General features: G+C 34.5%; 18 protein-coding genes. 6 read left to right on the forward strand and 12 right to left on the reverse strand.

The window, feature by feature from the left end; all coding sequences use genetic code 11:
* Positions 1-150 precede the first annotated feature (150 nt).
* Positions 151-537: a hypothetical protein gene (locus tag C8C85_RS09685; RefSeq protein WP_116796899.1), complete on the forward strand. Its 387-nt coding sequence runs from the start codon at positions 151-153 to the stop codon at positions 535-537.
* A 145-nt stretch (positions 538-682) separates the two neighbouring features.
* Here C8C85_RS09685 and C8C85_RS09690 read toward each other — a convergent pair whose 3' ends face one another.
* The 4 genes from C8C85_RS09690 to C8C85_RS09705 form a co-directional block, all read right to left on the reverse strand.
* Positions 683-2,095, reverse strand: coding sequence for a carbohydrate porin (locus C8C85_RS09690; protein WP_116796900.1), 1,413 nt, complete (start codon positions 2,093-2,095; stop codon positions 683-685).
* Positions 2,096-2,475: 380 nt separating this feature from the next.
* Positions 2,476-3,189: a tRNA1(Val) (adenine(37)-N6)-methyltransferase gene (locus tag C8C85_RS09695; protein WP_116796901.1), complete on the reverse strand. Its 714-nt coding sequence runs from the start codon at positions 3,187-3,189 to the stop codon at positions 2,476-2,478.
* Between the two features lie 53 nt (positions 3,190-3,242).
* Positions 3,243-3,767 (reverse strand): ribosome maturation factor RimM, encoded by a 525-nt coding sequence (rimM, locus tag C8C85_RS09700; protein WP_116796902.1) that lies wholly within the window; start codon positions 3,765-3,767, stop codon positions 3,243-3,245.
* 14 nt (positions 3,768-3,781) lie between these two features.
* Positions 3,782-4,339, reverse strand: coding sequence for a 30S ribosomal protein S16 (locus C8C85_RS09705; RefSeq protein ID WP_116796903.1), 558 nt, complete (start codon positions 4,337-4,339; stop codon positions 3,782-3,784).
* 197 nt (positions 4,340-4,536) lie between these two features.
* Here C8C85_RS09705 and C8C85_RS09710 point away from each other — a divergent pair, with 197 nt between their 5' ends.
* Positions 4,537-5,016 carry a DUF6252 family protein gene (locus C8C85_RS09710; protein WP_116796904.1) on the forward strand — a complete coding sequence of 160 codons (480 nt, stop codon included), beginning with the start codon at positions 4,537-4,539 and terminating at the stop codon, positions 5,014-5,016.
* Between the two features lie 271 nt (positions 5,017-5,287).
* On the forward strand, positions 5,288-5,650 hold the full coding sequence (locus C8C85_RS09715; RefSeq protein WP_111408102.1) for an RNA recognition motif domain-containing protein: 363 nt from the start codon (positions 5,288-5,290) through the stop codon (positions 5,648-5,650).
* Between the two features lie 114 nt (positions 5,651-5,764).
* On the opposite strand, the gene leuB is transcribed toward C8C85_RS09715, so the two are convergent.
* The 8 genes from leuB to C8C85_RS09755 form a co-directional block, all read right to left on the reverse strand.
* On the reverse strand, positions 5,765-6,826 hold the full coding sequence (gene leuB / locus C8C85_RS09720) for a 3-isopropylmalate dehydrogenase (RefSeq protein ID WP_116796905.1): 1,062 nt from the start codon (positions 6,824-6,826) through the stop codon (positions 5,765-5,767).
* Between the two features lie 55 nt (positions 6,827-6,881).
* Positions 6,882-8,405, reverse strand: a complete 1,524-nt coding sequence (locus tag C8C85_RS09725) for an alpha-isopropylmalate synthase regulatory domain-containing protein (protein WP_116796906.1) — start codon at positions 8,403-8,405, stop codon at positions 6,882-6,884.
* A 44-nt stretch (positions 8,406-8,449) separates the two neighbouring features.
* Entirely contained in the window at positions 8,450-8,956 is a 507-nt protein-coding gene (locus tag C8C85_RS09730) for a GNAT family N-acetyltransferase (RefSeq protein ID WP_116798447.1), read from the reverse strand.
* Positions 8,957-8,964: 8 nt separating this feature from the next.
* Complete coding sequence (locus tag C8C85_RS09735) at positions 8,965-9,669, reverse strand: class I SAM-dependent methyltransferase (protein ID WP_207786927.1); 705 nt, start codon at positions 9,667-9,669, stop codon at positions 8,965-8,967.
* Between the two features lie 15 nt (positions 9,670-9,684).
* Positions 9,685-10,005 (reverse strand): antibiotic biosynthesis monooxygenase family protein, encoded by a 321-nt coding sequence (locus C8C85_RS09740; RefSeq protein WP_243412096.1) that lies wholly within the window; start codon positions 10,003-10,005, stop codon positions 9,685-9,687.
* 55 nt (positions 10,006-10,060) lie between these two features.
* Positions 10,061-10,657 carry a 3-isopropylmalate dehydratase small subunit gene (leuD, locus tag C8C85_RS09745; protein WP_116796909.1) on the reverse strand — a complete coding sequence of 199 codons (597 nt, stop codon included), beginning with the start codon at positions 10,655-10,657 and terminating at the stop codon, positions 10,061-10,063.
* Positions 10,658-10,821: 164 nt separating this feature from the next.
* Entirely contained in the window at positions 10,822-12,216 is a 1,395-nt protein-coding gene (gene leuC, locus C8C85_RS09750) for a 3-isopropylmalate dehydratase large subunit (RefSeq protein WP_116796910.1), read from the reverse strand.
* 528 nt (positions 12,217-12,744) lie between these two features.
* A complete protein-coding gene (locus tag C8C85_RS09755) occupies positions 12,745-13,668 on the reverse strand; it encodes a LysR family transcriptional regulator (protein ID WP_116796911.1) in 924 nt (307 codons plus the stop codon).
* A 102-nt stretch (positions 13,669-13,770) separates the two neighbouring features.
* Between C8C85_RS09755 and C8C85_RS09760 the strand changes: the two genes are divergently transcribed.
* Genes C8C85_RS09760 through C8C85_RS09770 form a run of 3 tightly spaced genes read left to right on the forward strand, consistent with a single transcriptional unit; the run spans position 13,771 to position 17,910 of the window.
* On the forward strand, positions 13,771-14,076 hold the full coding sequence (locus C8C85_RS09760) for a hypothetical protein (protein ID WP_116796912.1): 306 nt from the start codon (positions 13,771-13,773) through the stop codon (positions 14,074-14,076).
* Positions 14,077-14,098: 22 nt separating this feature from the next.
* Positions 14,099-15,532: a proton-conducting transporter membrane subunit gene (locus C8C85_RS09765; RefSeq protein ID WP_116796913.1), complete on the forward strand. Its 1,434-nt coding sequence runs from the start codon at positions 14,099-14,101 to the stop codon at positions 15,530-15,532.
* Between the two features lie 2 nt (positions 15,533-15,534).
* Complete coding sequence (locus C8C85_RS09770) at positions 15,535-17,910, forward strand: DUF2309 domain-containing protein (RefSeq protein ID WP_116796914.1); 2,376 nt, start codon at positions 15,535-15,537, stop codon at positions 17,908-17,910.
* The last annotated feature ends 224 nt before the right edge of the window (positions 17,911-18,134 follow it).

Raw genomic sequence — 18,134 nt, forward strand, 5'->3', positions numbered from 1 at the left:
GATGTATATTATAGATTAACAGATAGTTATGTCATATCAAGAAAGTGAAGAGGAAGTGTTGGATTGAGCTACACAATTTTGTAATATTGCTAAATAAATGAATAGTTTTTAATTCTTTATTTTTTCCTCAAATTAACCCAAATCAAAATTATGAAAAAGAAAATTGTACTTATTTTATTTCTAGTAGTAGGAGCAATAGGGTATTCACAAGCCTTAGATTGTACTAAATTGAAAAACATAAAAGCATACAACCCAGATTATCCTAAAAAAACTTTTGTAATAAAAGGCAATACTCAAGAAAGTTATGATAATGGAGTGTTACAAATGTCATGGAGTGTAAAGTGGGTGACTGATTGTCAATATGAAGTCACTTGTACTAAAAAAAGTGTGGAGAGTCAAATCGAGGTTGGTGATAGGATAGTGGTAGATGTTATGAGTATAGATGGTGATTGTTTTACGATTAAAAGAACTTTTCATTGTAAAAATATACCAGATGGAGATGTTGATCCAGAAAGCACATTCTGCATAGCAAAGTAGTGAATAGCATATCAAGAATCTTTAAGTCAAGAAATTATGTTTTAAACCTACTGCATGATTTTGACAAAATGAATTTTGTTGTAATTAATTTTAAGCCCTAGTAATTTTGTGATTTTTTAATCTCAAGATGCTAGGGTTTTCTTATTTACCATATCCACCACTCAACTTTGGCCCCTATATATTGTCCCCAGCTTTTGATACCACTTTGAGTCAGGTATGGTGAGTAGAGGTTGTTGGATGCAAATTTGTTATAATGCGCTATGCTATAAACAAATCTAAAGTGCGGTCTTGCCCAAACATCTCGCTCTGATGTTGGGACTAATGTTGGAGCAATAGTGAATTTGGTCATTTGTGCAAAATCCTGCGTACCGTCCTTTCGCCAAGCCAGATCAACTTCATGAAGTAAATGCAACCAATTTTTGATGTACCAAGTGCCTCTTGCTCCAAAAGCGATATCCTGTTTTCTGTTGAATAATATTTGTTTGCCCAGATAATCTGTAGTGGTGTTTAGACTGTCGCTAGCGCCTCTGCTTTTAGTATAAATTGCATATCCATTCAGAGAATAATTTTTGTTAAAATTCAATAAAAAAGTTTCTGTAAGGGCAAGTGAATAGGCTTTTCTGAAACTATTTGTTTCCAAGTTTGGTCCTCCATAAGTTATATAAGTTTTACTACTGCCTCCATCACCACCATTGGCAATTCCGGTACCATAACGGGCACTTATCGCATTAAAGGAACCCGGTAATTTGGATGAAATGTTTTTAAAATATTTTGCACCAACAACATAGCCAATATCAGCAGGGTAATTGTATTTTGTGGTTGCGTCTTTAGAAGTCCCTGAAGGGAGTCTTTGAAATTCACCTAGTAATTTTACATAACCTTTCTTAGTTATTAAGGTATGTTCTAATATAGAGACATATCTGTTGCGTAATCCCAAGGAAGGAGTTCCATTCACAATGTTAAGGTAGAAATTGGGAGGCAATGTCGATGTAGTATCTATTGAACCGGTAAAAATTACAGAAAATTGAGTGTTTTTGTGTCTTATTCCAACACCTTGCCCTGAATGATCATCAAAATAATAATGGTCAATAATATGTATATCATCACCTCGAAATAATCGTGCTCCTAGCCATACGCCCCAATTGCTCCCCATTATATTATTGGCTTCGGCAAATAATTCAGGTAAAGCGGTTGTAATTCCTCCAATAGACTTGTTGGATACGTTTCCTATTAATTGACCTTGAGTAGTATAAAATGCAAATCGTGCCTGAACATTAATTCGGGTAGTGTCATTGCTGGCAATAGTTGGAGTAAAGTGCATTGCAGCAGCTAACTCAAAATAATCGTTTTCTTCAAATCTACCTCCGATAGATCCCATCCCATTTAAATTGAGAGATTGTGGAAATTCAGTGTCTGGAGCTCCAAGACTATACGCTATTCCTGCTCGCCCGTAGCTTCCAATTGAAAATTTTTTATTAGAAATAGTTAGTGCTGGACTTTGACCAAAAAATTTTAGTGACAATAAAAAAAAAGTTATGAGAAGTAAATGTTTTTTCATTCGGTTCTATTTTTAAGATGAGTTTTAGCTACTTTTTAAAAATTGATTATTGTGGTTTTGTATTAATGACTACTAAACCTGTCCTGAAATTGTTTTTATGAGTTATATAATGACAATGTGAAAGTTTTAATTTGTTTCAATCCAATCAAATATATGAATTTTTTTGTAAAATTTTAACATTTAATGGTAGAGGGTTGATACGGAAAGACAACCCGTTTTCTCACAAAAAAACAAAAATAGTTTATAGTGAAGTATTGTAGCGTAACTATTTTTTTGAATGAAAATCAGTTTGGCGTGTTCAAAAAAGGATGCTGTCTAGGGAGGTTAAATTGAGCATAATATTTTGAATAGACAATGGAAGATGTGAAAATTAAAAAAGACTACATTTTCAAATAAAAGTCTTTTGTCAATTCGATGTATTCAGGAGTATAGATATGTCTGCCTGTTTCGATAATCAGTTCATCTGTCAAAATAGTGTCACTTTCATTTCGGCTGAAAGCCAATAAACTACGCTTGATATCCGAAGTCAGATTGCCTCTAACTCTAGTGATTTTAATGGGATGTAATTCGTATTCTTTGGCAATAGCTATAAAATTTTCTTCTTCCTTAAAAGGAATAATAACGCTAAATATTCCATTTTCAGAAAGTAGTAATGCTGCTGCTTCAATTAGATCTTCAAAAGGCAAGGCATCAGAAAAACGAGCCAAATCACGTTGTGGGTTTTCAGTTTTGTAATCTTCGGTATAAAAGGGAGGATTGGAAACGATTAAGTCGTATTCGTCTTCAGGTTCTTCTACAAATTCATCCACTCCAGCGTGAAAGCAGAATAAACGATCTCCCCAGGGTGAATTTTCAAAATTGTCCACAGCTTGTTCATAAGCATCTTCGTCAATTTCAAGTGCATCAATTTGCTCGGCATAACTTCTTTGCGCCAGCATCAAAGCTATAATTCCGGTTCCGGTTCCAATGTCTAAAATACTGAAAGGATTGTTTTCAATAGGAGTCCAGGCACCAAGCAAAACACCATCGGTACCAATTTTCATAGCACAGCGATCTTGTTCCAGTGAAAATTGTTTGAATTGGAATTTGGACATAAAGATTCTAGATTTTTTGATTAACCGAATAGGCAAATTACCGATTAAACTTTCTAAAGGTACATTTCGATCAATCCTTCCGGTAAATCCATAATTACTTTTTTGTTTTCCCTGTCAATTTTTACAAGAAAATGGTCAATCATTGGGATTAAAATCTCGGTATCTCCTTTGAGTACTTCAAAAAGAGGTTGAGCAGTGGTGTCGTTGATGGATTGGATTTCTCCAACATATCCAATACGTTTGTCTTCTACTTCAAAGCCAATAACTTCGTGAAAGTAGAATTTATTACCTGAAAGTTTAGGTAACATTTTCAAAGGAAGATACAGGTCGTTTCCTAGTAGTGTATCGGCCTCCTCTTCGGTATTGATATCTTCAAAACGAATTCTGAGGAAATCATTTTTGTGTAATGAGCTATTTTCAATAAAAAAAGGAACCAAGTGTTTGTTGCATTCAACAAACACTGATTCCAAGTTTTCGTATAACTCAGGTTCGTCCGTGTCTAAATAAGCAAGAACTTCCCCTTTGAAACTAAATTTTTTGGCGATTTTACCCAAATAGAAACAATCTTCTTTACGCATTTTCGCCTTCTAAATTATGCTTCAGTTGTTTCGTTATTTTCTTCAGCAGCAGGAGCTTCTTCAGCTTCAGCAACAACTTCTTCTTCAACAGCAGGAGTTGCAGCAGCAATAGCATCAGCTTCAGCTTGTGCAGCAGCAGCTAAACGTTTTGCATTTACTTCTTGTTCTGCTTTAAAAGCTTTAGCTTTAGCATCAGCTTGCGCTTTAGTTAAGCCTTCTTTTTTAGCATCAACTTTTCCAGCTTTAGCTTCTAACCAAGCAGCTAATTTTGCATCAGCTTGTTCTTGAGTCAAAGCACCTTTACGAATACCTCCATCTAGGTGGTGTTTCAATAAAGCACCTTTGTAAGAAAGAATAGCTTTTGCTGTATCAGTTGGTTGTGCACCATTGTGCAACCATTTTACTGCGCTATCAAGATTTAAATCGATAGTTGCAGGGTTTGTGTTTGGATTGTAAGTACCAATTTTTTCTAGGTATTTACCATCTCTTTTTGAGCGTGCATCTGCAGCTACAACCCAGTAAAAAGGTTTTCCTTTTTTTCCGTGTCTTTGTAATCTAATTTTTACTGACATAATCGTATGATTAAATTTTGAGGTACTCGACCTCGATTAATTAAGGGTGCAAAGATACATCTTTTATCGAAACTATCTAAAAAGTTTATTATTTTAATGATTAATAGTTTGTTAGCTGTTTTTTTAGTTTTCTTTTGAATAAGAAAACTCGCAAATGAGCTCCAAAACCTTTATTTTTGTGAATCAAAATCAATTTTATGAGTAGGTTCTTTTCGATTATAGCCCTGTTTTTTATTTTAGTATCCTGCGAGGATCAAGTTAAATTTAATAATCCTGCTGTTCAAGGATTAAAAGACAATGTGGTTTGGAGAGCCACTTTATTTACCGCTGTTCAAGCTGCTGATGGTTCTTTGACTATAGAGGCCTATCAAAAAAACGAAGTTTTAACCTTGAAAGCTTCGGCAACATCGGTTAAAACGTATCTTTTAGGTGTTGACCTTGCTAATAAAGCAACATTGGTTGAAAAAGTGGGGGATGTAAAGACTGTTTTTTCAACTGGCATAAATAGTGGTGATGGACAAATTGTAATCACTGAATTAGATGCGGTAAACCATACTATTACGGGTGAATTTAAATTTAATGCATTAAACGTGTCAGCAGATCCTTCGACGAATCCAAATGTAAATTTTCAAAAAGGGATTTTTTACAAAGTGCCATTAACGGTAACCAGCAAATAGGCAATTTTTTTAAATGCGAAAGATGATTTGGTATTTTAAGGAAATGAAATTATACTTCCAAGAAAAAAAATAACTGAGTGTCTAGAAAAAACTATTTCGGTTGATACTTAATTTAATAAAGGAATAAAAATTAGTTTTTCATTGTTGAAATAGGGATTTGTCAAAAAGAAAAATAAGGGCATATCATAAATAATATCATAAATAAGCTAATTTATAGTTGTTTAGAAAAAAAATAGAGTACATTTGCTTCAATTATTATAAATAAGTACTTATGAATATTTTTGTTGGAAGCCTTCCATTCAGTATTGAGGAAGCAGATTTAAGAGAGTCTTTCGAGGCTTACGGAGCAGTTGATTCAGTTAAAATTATCACAGATAAATTTACAGGAAGAAGTAAAGGATTCGGTTTTGTTGAAATGACAAATGATGATGAAGCTCAAAAGGCAATTGACGAATTGAACGGAGCTACTGTTCAAGGACGTGCGATCGTTGTAAACAAATCTGAACCAAAACCAGAAGGCGAAAGAAGAAGTTTTAACAACAGCCGTGGAGGTGATTCTCGCGGAGGTTATGGTGGTGGAAACAGCCGTGGTGGAGATAACCGTGGTGGTGGAGACAGAGGAGGAAGATATTAATATTTTTTTCAATCATATATTAAAAAGGTGTCAATGTAAATTGACACCTTTTTTGTTCTATTCCATTTTGTATTAATAGAGGCGCACTTCAGTGCACCTCTATTAATAATATATCTACAAATTTGCTACCAACCAGTCACCTACTTCACTGGTAGAATATGCTTTTGATCCTTTTGCAACTAAATCTTCGGTTACAATTCCTTGTTCCAATGATTTGTTGACTACGGCTCTGATTGCATCGGCCTCTTCTTTCAATCCAAATGCATCTTCAAACATCATCGCAGCTGATAAAACAGTAGCCAATGGATTGGCAATGTTTAGTCCAGTTGCTTGTGGATAAGATCCGTGGATTGGCTCGTATAATGAAGTGTGTTCCCCAACTGATGCTGAAGGCATTAATCCCATTGAACCTGAAATAACAGAAGCTTCATCAGTCAAAATGTCTCCAAATAAATTCTCGGTGATTAATACGTCATAAGAGTTTGGCCATTGTACCAAACGCATTGCAACTGCATCAACAAATTCATAACTTACTTCAACTTCTGGATAATCTTTTTCCATGGCTTGAACAGTTTCTCTCCACAAACGAGAAGTTTCTAATACATTGGCTTTATCAACACAACATAATTTTTTAGAACGTGTCATTGCTAATTCAAATCCTTTTTTTGCCAAACGTTGAACTTCAGCTCTAGTGTACACACAATTGTCGAATGCAGTTTCTCCGTCGTCTCTTCTTCCTTTTTCTCCAAAATATATTCCTCCAGTTAATTCTCTTAAGAAAACCAAATCAGTTCCTTCAATACGTTCTCTTTTTAATGGAGAATTGTCAATCAATGATGGAAAAGTAAATGTTGGACGAACATTGGCGAACAAACCTAATTTTTTACGCATTAACAATAAACCTTGTTCTGGACGAACAGGTGCGCTTGGATTGTTATCGTATTTTGGGTGTCCAATAGCTCCAAAAAGAACAGCATCGGCAGCCATACAAATTTCGTGAGTTTCGTCTGGGTAAGGAACACCAACGGCATCAATAGCACAAGCACCTGTAAGAGCAGGTGTCCAAGTGATTTCGTGGTTGAATTTTTTGGCAATGGCATCTGAAACTTTAACTGCTTCGTTAATTACTTCTGGTCCGATTCCGTCTCCGGCTAAAAGGGCAATGTTGAATTTCATTGTTGTTAATTTTTAATTATATTTTTAATAGATTTTTTTCAATTGTAATTTCTTTTTAAATCACCACCACATTTAACATTTTTTGAGTGGCAATGATAGCTGCAACGGTCTGGTCGGAATCAAGTCCTCTTGTTTTAAATTCTTTTCCGTTGTTGGTCCAAGTGATGATGGTTTCGCATAACGCATCCGAGCTACTGCCTGGAGGAATACGAACCGCATAATCGACTAATTTAGGCAAAATCATTTTTTTGGTTTTATAAATTTTTGAAAGAGCATTCATAAAAGCATCAAATTGACCGTCACCTTGGGCATTTTCTTCAAAAACTTCACCATCGATTTTTAAACATAAAGTAGTCGAAGGGCGTAATCCTTTAGCGTGAACCAATACATACGATTCTACTACTATTTTTTCCTCATAAGACTGACTGTCCAATACATCTGAAATGATGTATGGTAAATCTTCTTTGGTAACAGTTTCTTTTTTATCTCCCAATTCGATGATTCGTTGGGTTACCAATTTTAAATCTTCGGGGTTTAGTTTCAATCCCAATTCTTGAAGATTTTTTTCGATATTGGCTTTGCCGGATGTTTTTCCTAAAGCATATTTTCGTTTTCTTCCAAAACGTTCTGGAAGTAAATCGTTAAAATACAGATTGTTTTTGTTGTCTCCATCCGCGTGGATTCCTGCAGTTTGTGTAAAAACATTATCACCTACAATAGGTTTGTTGGCGGGAATTCTATAGCCAGTAAATGTTTCAACAAGTTTGCTTACCGAATATAATGAGGATTCTTTGATATTGATTTTTACCTCGGGCATAAAATCATTAATCACAGCAACAGTACTTTCAAGCGGAGCATTTCCAGCTCGTTCTCCCATTCCGTTTACGGTAACGTGCAATCCATTGATACCTGCTTTTACAGCTTCCATCACATTGGCAACGCTTAAATCATAATCGTTGTGAGCGTGGAAATCAAAATGAATGTTGGGGTATTTTGCAGTAATTTTTGATATAAATTCAAAAGTATCCGACGGAATAAGAACTCCCAAAGTATCTGGTAATAATATTCTTTTCACAGGTTGTGTCACCAAAAAGTCCAAATATTGAAAAACATATTCAGGAGAATTACGCATACCGTTGCTCCAGTCTTCAAGATAGACATTGGTGGAAATTCCGTTTTCGTTTGCCAAAGCAATAGATTTTGCAATTTCTGCAAAATGCTGTTCTGGTGTTTTTTTTAATTGATGGGTCAAATGATTTAAAGAACCTTTGGTCAATAAGTTTTGAACTTTGGCTCCAGCTTTTTTCATCCATTCGATAGAAATTCCGCCATCTACAAAAGCCAATACTTCGATTCTGTCGGTATATCCTTTTTCCTCAGCCCAGGACATAATTCCGCTCACACCTTGAAATTCGCCTTCGCTTACACGAGCTGATGCAATTTCGATACGGTCAATATTTAGTTCTTCTAGCAATAATTGCGCAATGGTTAACTTTTCTGCAGCAGAAAAGGATACTCCCGAGGTTTGTTCACCGTCGCGAAGTGTAGTATCCATTATTTCAATTTTTCTTTTTTCCATATTGCTTTTTGTATTCCTTTTAAAAAGGGTATTATATGTTTTTACTATTCTACTTTAATTTCAAATAGACTCAATGTTATTCCTGTATAATGTTTGGGTAAACCTTCATAATCTGGGGTGATAACTCCAAGGAAATTAAAACCACATTTTTGATAATATTCAATTAAGGATTCGTTATCTCCCCAAGTATCCATTCTCAAAAAATCCAAATTATTTTCTTTTGCAAATTGCAATCCCCAATCGATTATTTTTTCTACAAAATGATGACCTCTAAATTTTGGATGCGTCACAATTCGATGAAAATAAACGGCTTTGTCACTATTTTTCTCTTTCCAAATGCTTTTGTCTTCGAATGTTATCGCAAATACACAAGCAATTTCATTATCAATTATAATTTTCCATTGGCGGTTTTCATCAATTTCTTTTTCCACTAATGCTCTGTCAAAACCCTGCCATTGCTTGTTGAATTTGGTTTTTTGATAGGCTATTGCCATATCATAAAATTCAAAAATGCTGTCTATGTCTTCAATCGTGCTGGGCTTGAAACTCATATTTTCCATTATTTAATACCTCCAAACACGGAGAAATTACTGTTTTTATGCAAAATATCCACATACGAAAAACCTACTTTTCTCAACACTTCCAATTGATACATCACAGATCTTGGTGTGTCTTCTTTGGCAATATAATCGAACACATTTTCTTGATATGCTTTACCTCCCACGCCTTCTAAATAATCAGCATAGCGTTTCCACATCAATTGGTCAATCGCAGGATGGTCGTGTTTTATTAAATCTGAAATCCAGAAACAACCTCCCTTTTTTAGACTTTTATATATTTTGGAGAAAACAGTTTCCCATTCCTCATCAGATCTTAAATGGTGCATCGCCGCTCCCGTTACTACAATATCAAAAAAATCTTCCGGCAATTCCATATTCAAAAAATCAGTTTGAATAGTAGTGATTTTTCCTTCTGAAGCTTTTAAGATTCTTTCTTTCGCTTTATCCAACATTGGTTGACTCAAATCAATCAAAGTGGAGTCAAAATCGGGAATAAGCCCTAATAATTTTAAAGTGTAATTACCCGCACCACAGCCCAAATCCAAAACTTGTTTGGCATCAGGACAACAGGCACTAGTTGCTTGGGTCAATAATTCTAAACTCAAAGTGGCATCAACTGTACTGATTTGGCCTGTTTCTAAATTAGAAAAACGGGCTACTTCATTGTCAAAACGCTGTTGTATTTCAGATAATGTTGATTTCATGTCCATGATTTAAAATTATTTCTTGTTCTCCAAAACCATTTCATAATGCTCCACAATAGGGAACGGATTGTAATAATGATGTAACAATTTTTTCCATTCTAGATAGGCTTCTGATTCTCTAAATTCAACAGTATGGTCTTCTAATTTCTTCCAATTAACCAATAAAAGATATTTATTTTCCTCCTCAATGCATTTTCTCAAACTATGACTTGCATAACCTGGAATCGATTCTATAAAATGGCTGGCAACTGCAAAATCTCTTTCAAAATTTTGCTCTTTTCCTTTTATTACCTGCAAAACAGCCATTTCTAAAACCATATCTATTTTTATATACAAACCCGACAGATTTAAAAAATGTGTCGGGTTTCTTAACTAATTGTATTTATTTTTTTTAGTAAGGCAGTTTATCTGCAAACCCTGTGATTTCTTCTTTAATGTTTTGCAAGTAATCAATATCATCAAATCCGTTAATCATATTGTTCTTTTTGTATCCATTAATGTCAAAAGATTCTTTTTGACCAGTTACTTTAAGCGTAATGGTTTGCTCAGGCAAATTAATTTCCAATTCTGTATTTGGATCTGCTTCGATTGCTTTGAAAATAGTTTCAGCAAATTCTGGGCTTACTTGAACTGGCAAAACACCAATGTTCAAACAGTTTCCTTTGAAGATATCTGCAAAGAAACTAGAAACAACAGCACGGAATCCGTAATCGTAAACTGCCCAAGCTGCGTGCTCTCTTGAAGAACCCGAACCAAAGTTTTTTCCGCCCACTAATATTTTTCCGCTGTATGTTTTATCGTTTAAAACGAAATCTGCTTTTGGAGTATCGTCTCCATTGTATCTCCAGTCTCTGAAAAGGTTATCTCCAAAACCTTCACGTTTAGTAGCTTTCAAGAAACGAGCAGGAATGATTTGATCGGTATCCACGTTTTCTATTGGTAGAGGCACTGCACTACTCGTAAGGATGTTAAATTTATCGTATGCCATTGTGATTTTTGATTTTTGATTAACGATTTTAGATTTGCCGTAAGGGAAATGATATCGAAAAACGTTAATGTTATTTTGTGTAATCTAAATTGTGTATTGTAAAAGAAATTTGTGGATTAACGAAATCTGAAATCAAAAATCGTTAATCTTCAATCTCAAATCTTTTAAAACAAATCTCTTGGATCTGTCAGTTTTCCTGTAACGGCAGCAGCGGCAGCCATAATTGGACTAGCTAAAAGCGTTCTTGAACCGGGACCTTGACGACCTTCGAAGTTTCTGTTTGATGTACTTACCGCATATTTTCCGGCAGGAACTTTATCGTCGTTCATTGCTAAACAAGCTGAACAACCTGGCTGACGCAATACAAAACCAGCTTCTGTAAGTATGTCCAAAAGACCTTCTTCTTTGATTTGTGCTTCAACAACGTGAGAACCTGGAACTAACCAAGCAGTAACATTATCTGCTTTTTTTCTTCCTTTGACAATTTCTGTAAAAGCTCTAAAATCTTCAATACGACCATTAGTACAACTTCCAAGGAAAACAAAATCAATTGGTTTCCCAATCATCACGTCATCTTCGTTGAAGCCCATATAGGCTAAAGATTTTTTATAAGTTTCCTCGCCACCTTCCACTTGGTTGGCGTTTGGAATATGTTTTGTGATACCAATTCCCATTCCAGGATTTGTACCATAAGTAATCATTGGTTCAATATCTGCAGCGTCGATGTTCAATTCTGCATCAAAAACGGCATCACCATCGGTTTTTAAAGTTTTCCAGTACTCAACTGCTTTTGTCCAAGCTTCTCCTTTTGGAGCATATAGACGACCTTCTAAGAAATCGAAAGTTTTTTGGTCAGGAGCAATCATACCACCACGGGCACCCATTTCGATACTCAAGTTACATACGGTCATACGACCTTCCATTGACATTTCTTCAAAAACATTTCCGGCATATTCCGCAAAATATCCAGTTCCGCCTGAAGTAGTCAATTGTGAAATGATATATAATGCAACGTCTTTTGGTCCCACACCTTTACTTAAAGTTCCATTTACATTGATGCGCATTTTCTTAGGCTTAGGCTGCATAATACATTGAGTAGCCAATACCATTTCCACTTCTGAAGTTCCGATACCAAAAGCAATAGCTCCAAAAGCACCGTGAGTAGAAGTATGTGAGTCACCACAAACAATAGTCGCACCTGGTAAAGTAATGCCGTTTTCAGGTCCTACAACGTGAACGATACCATTTTTTTGGTGTCCCAATCCCCAGTGTGAAATACCATATTCAGCTGCATTGTCTTCCAGCGCTTTCAATTGGTTGGCAGATAAAGCATCAGCAACAGGTAAGTGTTGGTTTATAGTAGGAGTGTTGTGGTCAGCCGTTGCAAAAGTACGCTCAGGATACAATACCTTGATACCTCTTTCTTTTAAACCTAAAAAAGCAACAGGACTAGTCACCTCGTGAATAAAATGACGGTCAATAAAAAACACATCTGGTCCATCTTCTATTTTACGCACCACGTGCGAATCCCATACTTTGTCGAATAATGTAGTACTCATTTTGTTTTTTTTTAATTGTAATTGTTATAACAACAGTAACTTGATGCTGTTATAATCGAAGTTCAAAAGTAAAAAAAAGATATGTTGCCGTCAATTGCAATATTTCGTTTTATACGATACCCAAACATTTCTGTATTTTGAAGAGCAAACTATTGCTGCTTTATTTTGGAAAGGGTACTATTTGCAACAGTCGATACATTTTTTTTAATCGAACAACTAACACTTAGTTTATTGTTGTTTTTAATAATTGGCAAATTTATCGCTATTGTATTATAAAATAACGGTTTTTGATGTAAAAAATGTAACATTTTAAAATAAAATAGTAACAAATGTCAGTTATATATTTTGATGTTTCCTTTGTTTTTAAGAAGTGCTTTTTTCCTTTTTTAGGAAAAAAGCACTTTAAAAAAGTACTTTTTTCAACGCAAATACTACGACATCCAAAAGTTGATATTAAGTAAATATTTTAAAAAAATATTGCAGATATGTTTCTATATTAATTAGAATAAAACACGCAATTGATTAAGTTCAATAATCATTTATCCAAGCAAATTTCTCCTTTATGATTTCTTCTTTTTTAGAATTTACAAAATCAAGATAAGCTAAGGCAACAGGTGATAGTTTTTTAGATTCGAGCTGTATCAAGTTCCAGGTTGTAATAATCGGAAGTCCTTTTACGGGTATAATTTGCAAATCATTATTTTTTAAATCATTTTTTATGCCAATCAAAGGCATAATAGAGCATCCCAATCCAGAGAGTACTGCTTGTTTTACCGCTTCATTCGAAGTAAGTTCAATCTTTTTCCGAACAGAAAATTTATTGGCAGTAATAAATTTTTCCATGGCAGTCCGGGTTGCAGAACCTTGTTCTCTATATATTATAGGTGTATTTTCGAATAGGTTTTTTTTGTCATTTGGTTTTTTAAAATTTAATTGACTGCTTCCAATAAAGTAAAGACTGTTTTGCATCAGTTCAATATTTTTGACTTTTAATTTTTTTGGCAAAACCGATACCAATGCAAAATCTACTTCATTCGATTCTAAGCTTTCCAAAACCCTGGATCTATTAGTTACATCAATAATAAGTTCTACTCCAGGATTTAGTCTTATAAATTCGGATAAAAAGAATGGAATAACATATTTACCCGTAGAGACAATTGAAAGTTTTAATCTTCCAGAAAGCTCGCCTTGATAGTTTAAGGTTTTGTAATTTATAGCATTTACTTCCTCTATTATTTTCTCAGCAGCTTGGGCTATTTCTTTTCCAAATTCCGTCACATACAGTTTTCTTCCTACTACTTCTGTTAGCGGAATGGGAAATTGGTCCTGAAAATTTTTTAATTGTATCGATACTGCTGGCTGAGTAAGATGAAGCTCTTCGGAAGCTTTAGTAATGCTCTGTATTTGACAAATTTTTAAAAATATTTGTAGTTGATGCAAAGTATAATTCATAAAAATTTTTTATGGATTTCATAACAAATATAAATAAAAATTTATAAACAAAAGGAGTAACCTTTGTGCCAGATAAAAAGTTTAATCATTAAAAAGAAAACTATGAACACGAATGGATTAACTAAAACGGACAAAATGAAGCAAACAATTCAATTGGTGAAAGGAGATTTTACCGTTTCTGACGCTTCAGATATTATGATGTCGCTGATTGACGAAAAAATAAATTTTCATCAAAAACAAAGACTTCAAAAATGGGAACAGAATCATGAAAATAATTTAGGGGAAATAGAAGAACGGATTAAACAGCTTGAAAAAGAAAAGACCGTAATCCAAACGTTTATGCTAAATGCTAAAAACTACCATAACACTATAGCTATAAATGGAATTCTTGAAATCAGCATTATATAAAAATTAATTATAAAAATTTAAAATGATACCTCAAAACCAACAGCCTCAATTTATCAACACGATACTGTCCTATTTTCTGGGTTTATTGTTTCTGGGCAATCTGGCTTATCTAATTTACACTTATCCAAATGTTTCTCAATGGGAGTATGGCAATATTCTAAGAATCAATGGTTTTACATTGCTCGTCTGGACACTGGTAACTTTTTTTAGTGCCCTTATCAGCAACTATTCAAAAAATTACTTGAAAGGATTCAGATACCACACTAAATTTTCAATGCTATCTTTAGGCTTTACCTTGTCTATTATGGTTTTTGTGATGGCAAACCATATTGCACTTTTATTAATCACTTGGTTTTTAATGGGAGTTTTTATGTCGCAGTTAATTGGAGTAGATTCCAGATGGGGCGAAGCAAGAGAGGCATCAAAATTCGCATTCCGATATTTTGCAGCAGGAAGTTTCTTTTTGAGTGCAGGAGTTTTATTGTTGGCTTTCCAAACGGGAGGTTTTACTTTAAGTGGTATTCTTGTTAAGGTAAACAGTTTGCCGCAGCACATCACTTTATTGTCAGGTTTATGTATTATTACAGCAGCACTCATTCAGTCGGCAATATATCCATTTCATCGTTGGCTGCTTTCAGCAATGACTGCACCTACACCTGCTTCGGCCTTGATGCACGCAGGATTTGTAAATGGTTCTGGAATTTTATTAACCTTATTCTCAGTCCTGTTATTTGCATCAAATACGCTGATTATTCTATTTGTTGTCGGAGGTTTAGCGGCAGTAATTGCACAATTTGCAAAGCTGCTGCAAGTAAATGTGAAACAAAAATTAGCCTGTTCGACGATTGCCCAAATGGGTTTTATGATTATGCAATGCGGATTAGGATTTTTTAATGCAGCTGTTGTTCATTTAATTCTTCACGGATTTTACAAATCCTATTTGTTTTTATCAGCAGGAGAAGAAATAGGGTATGCCAGACCGTCTAGGCCAGTACAAGTCAAAATAAAACCTTTGCAAGCTGTAATTGTACTTTTCTGGGGTATTTTAGGCGCATTTATATTTGCTTATCTAACTGGAAAAGGAATCAAAATGAATAGTGGTATTTTTTTAACACTTATTGTTGCCATAACGGTTGGACAAGCAACGTACAACATTGTCAAAGAACAAAGCTTAAGTGTAATACAAAAAACAATTTTGCCTCCGCTGCTGTTTTTATCTGGAATAACAATATATGCCCTCATTTATAAAGTAATTACAGAATTGATGCACGATATGCCAATGAGCGAAGTTCCTGTCCCGCTGTCTTTAATAGAAATAATATTTGGAGTTATTTTTCTGATAGGGTTTTTTATAATGAAATTAGGAATCTACTATAAATACCCAAAGGCATATGTAAAACTGCTGAACATCACGCAACCGTCTAAAAAAACTGTTTTAATGTTTAAATCTAAATAATTATGGAGAATCCAATTATTCAAAAATGTATAGCAGAAGCATCACAAGTTATTGGAAAAACTTGGCCATTATACTCGTTTGTTACGTCAAATCCTTTAGCAGGTTATGAGCAAATGCCATTTGAAGAAGCTGTAAAGCAAGCCGAAAAATTGTTGGATGCCAATGTTTACCCAGAGGCGGCATTTTTTCGTCAGGCATGGAAAAAAGGGGAAATTAATGAAAAGATACTTCGAAATTTATTAGCAGAAAACCAGCTTTTAGCCTCTCCAGAAGAATATTTGCTACAAATGGAACTGTATAAAAAAACTGTCAAAATAAATTCCAATAATAATTTAGACTGCATTTTGGCAAAGTGGTTAGCGGCGTTTTTGGACGAAGGTTTGGCAGAATGGGAAATGCCCAATAAAAGTGAAGGCTTTTATCGAGCATGGCGAAAATTAGCCGTTTATGATACCGACATGCCAAAAACGGCTTTGGCAGAAATTCCTAAAACAAGTATCGAAGTTTTAAATGAATTATTAAATAAATATGGTGAGAAACAGTTTATTGCAATCTGCACTTTTCATTTAGCGTCATTGCCTGGCTGGACAGGATATATTAATCATAGAACGGACTCAAATTCACAATGGCAAGAAGTTTATCCTATAAATATACAAGATTATTTAGGCGTCAGACTTTGGATAGCCCAAAAAATAAAAGCAGTTATTGAACCTGAAAAAAGTAGTTTTCTTGTAAATTCTTCCACTACAAAATTACATTATATCTGGTTAAAAGCATGGGAGAAAAGTTTTCAAAGTGGCCTTGTGAAACTGTTAGGAAATCAACAGATAAGTACGTCGGAATCGCAAACAAAAAAACAAATTCCAGATGCCCAGCTGGTTTTTTGTATTGATACAAGGTCAGAATTAATTCGAAGAAATATAGAAAATAAAGGAAATTATGAAACATTTGGTTATGCAGGTTTTTTTGGAATCGCAATGGATTATGAGAATCTAAATAATGGAATAATACATAAAGCATGTCCGCCTATTGTAAATTCAGCGTATAAAGTTTCCGAAGTCGCACCAAAAGGAAATGTGGCAAAACTCCAGGCGTACCAAAAAAAGAATCAGATTTTAAACTTTAAGGAATATTTTCTAAAAAGAATGAAAAATATGCTTCCATCTGCCTTTGGCTATGTTGAAGGTTCAGGTTTTTTTTACGGAATATCCTTGATAGCCAGAACAATTGCACCAGCTTACTTATATAGAATAACCCAAAAAGGTGCCCAGGGCCATGAATCTATTTGTATTCCAGAAATTAAAAAAAGATGTAATCACAATGAAGACAGCGAGCCAAACATTTCATTAACAGAAAAAGCAGCCATCGTAAAATCAGCATTTGATATAATGGGATGGCAGGAATTTGCGCCAATCATTGTCTTTATTGGGCATGGAAGCCATTCCGCTAACAACGCTTTTGGATCGAGTTTAGATTGTGGAGCATGTGCTGCGAGTCCAGGAAGAAATAACGCCAGAATGTTAGCCAAACTCGCTAATTTGCCAGAAGTCAGAAAGACTCTTCTCGAAAATCATAACATCCTAATCCCTGGGACTACCACTTTTATTGGAGGAGAACACAATACAACTACAGATGAAATTGTGCTGTTTGACGCTGAAACTCCGGATCTGCATAAAAAATGGGTAGAAAAATTAAAATTTAATTTGGCAAAAGCACAACTTACTGCTACCCAAGAACGTCTTGGCATCAAAACAGAGGACAGTGTGAAGCAAGCGCAAAAAAAAGCTAATGACTGGGGCGAAACCAGACCAGAATGGGGTTTGGCAAAAAACGCCGGATTTATTATAGGATCAAGAAATTTAACCAAAAATCATAATCTGGATGGACGTTGTTTTCTAAACTCTTATAATTGGGAAACAGATGCAGGCGGATCGGCACTTGAAAACATTATGCAAGGTCCTATGGCCGTTACGCAATGGATAAATAATCACTATTATTTTTCGACGGTTGATAATGAAGTTTTTGGAGGAGGTTCGAAAATAACGCATAATATTACGGGTAAGTTTGCAGTGGTGCAAGGAAATGGTGGTGACATAAAAATGGGGCTCCCACTACAATCTTTAAGACAATCAGATAAAGAAATGTACCATCAGCCTTTGCGATTATCGGTAATCATCCAAGCGCCTTTAACAAGAGTAACCGAAATTGTTTCTAGAAATGAAAATATAAAAAGATTACTGGATAACCAATGGATTTATTTGATGGTGATGAATCCTTTGGAGGAAAACACAATTTATCAATATCAAAAAAATCTAAATTGGAACCTTGCCTCTAAAAGAAATAAAGCCAAAAAAGAAGCAGGAGTTTTTAGTGTTTAAAAAATATAATCTGTAAAAAAAAGCTGTTTCATAAAGATTTGAAACAGTTTTTTTTTTATTAAAGTAATCAAATCTGGATGGCTAAGTAACAGGATAAGTTTCGATTGTGTATTGTTTCAGTTTTTTATTTTTTTGTTGATAACTTACCCATTTCTATACCCTAAAAAAAGACTAATTTTGAAATTCACTTTTTGTAATTGTAGAAAATTACAATCACTTCATTT

It is taken from the genome of Flavobacterium sp. 103 (genome assembly GCF_003096795.1).
Taxonomy (GTDB): Bacteria; Bacteroidota; Bacteroidia; order Flavobacteriales; family Flavobacteriaceae; genus Flavobacterium.

What these genes read in the sequence shown, in the direction of transcription:
- C8C85_RS09685 (WP_116796899.1), top strand. Translation starts at nt 151, where the DNA reads ATGAAAAAGAAAATTGTACTTATTTTATTTCTAGTAGTAGGAGCAATA.
- C8C85_RS09690 (WP_116796900.1), bottom strand. Translation starts at nt 2,095, where the DNA reads ATGAAAAAACATTTACTTCTCATAACTTTTTTTTTATTGTCACTAAAA.
- C8C85_RS09695 (WP_116796901.1), bottom strand. Translation starts at nt 3,189, where the DNA reads ATGTCCAAATTCCAATTCAAACAATTTTCACTGGAACAAGATCGCTGT.
- rimM (WP_116796902.1), bottom strand. Translation starts at nt 3,767, where the DNA reads ATGCGTAAAGAAGATTGTTTCTATTTGGGTAAAATCGCCAAAAAATTT.
- C8C85_RS09705 (WP_116796903.1), bottom strand. Translation starts at nt 4,339, where the DNA reads ATGTCAGTAAAAATTAGATTACAAAGACACGGAAAAAAAGGAAAACCT.
- C8C85_RS09710 (WP_116796904.1), top strand. Translation starts at nt 4,537, where the DNA reads ATGAGTAGGTTCTTTTCGATTATAGCCCTGTTTTTTATTTTAGTATCC.
- C8C85_RS09715 (WP_111408102.1), top strand. Translation starts at nt 5,288, where the DNA reads ATGAATATTTTTGTTGGAAGCCTTCCATTCAGTATTGAGGAAGCAGAT.
- leuB (WP_116796905.1), bottom strand. Translation starts at nt 6,826, where the DNA reads ATGAAATTCAACATTGCCCTTTTAGCCGGAGACGGAATCGGACCAGAA.
- C8C85_RS09725 (WP_116796906.1), bottom strand. Translation starts at nt 8,405, where the DNA reads ATGGAAAAAAGAAAAATTGAAATAATGGATACTACACTTCGCGACGGT.
- C8C85_RS09730 (WP_116798447.1), bottom strand. Translation starts at nt 8,956, where the DNA reads ATGAGTTTCAAGCCCAGCACGATTGAAGACATAGACAGCATTTTTGAA.
- C8C85_RS09735 (WP_207786927.1), bottom strand. Translation starts at nt 9,669, where the DNA reads ATGAAATCAACATTATCTGAAATACAACAGCGTTTTGACAATGAAGTA.
- leuD (WP_116796909.1), bottom strand. Translation starts at nt 10,657, where the DNA reads ATGGCATACGATAAATTTAACATCCTTACGAGTAGTGCAGTGCCTCTA.
- leuC (WP_116796910.1), bottom strand. Translation starts at nt 12,216, where the DNA reads ATGAGTACTACATTATTCGACAAAGTATGGGATTCGCACGTGGTGCGT.
- C8C85_RS09755 (WP_116796911.1), bottom strand. Translation starts at nt 13,668, where the DNA reads ATGAATTATACTTTGCATCAACTACAAATATTTTTAAAAATTTGTCAA.
- C8C85_RS09760 (WP_116796912.1), top strand. Translation starts at nt 13,771, where the DNA reads ATGAACACGAATGGATTAACTAAAACGGACAAAATGAAGCAAACAATT.
- C8C85_RS09765 (WP_116796913.1), top strand. Translation starts at nt 14,099, where the DNA reads ATGATACCTCAAAACCAACAGCCTCAATTTATCAACACGATACTGTCC.
- C8C85_RS09770 (WP_116796914.1), top strand. Translation starts at nt 15,535, where the DNA reads ATGGAGAATCCAATTATTCAAAAATGTATAGCAGAAGCATCACAAGTT.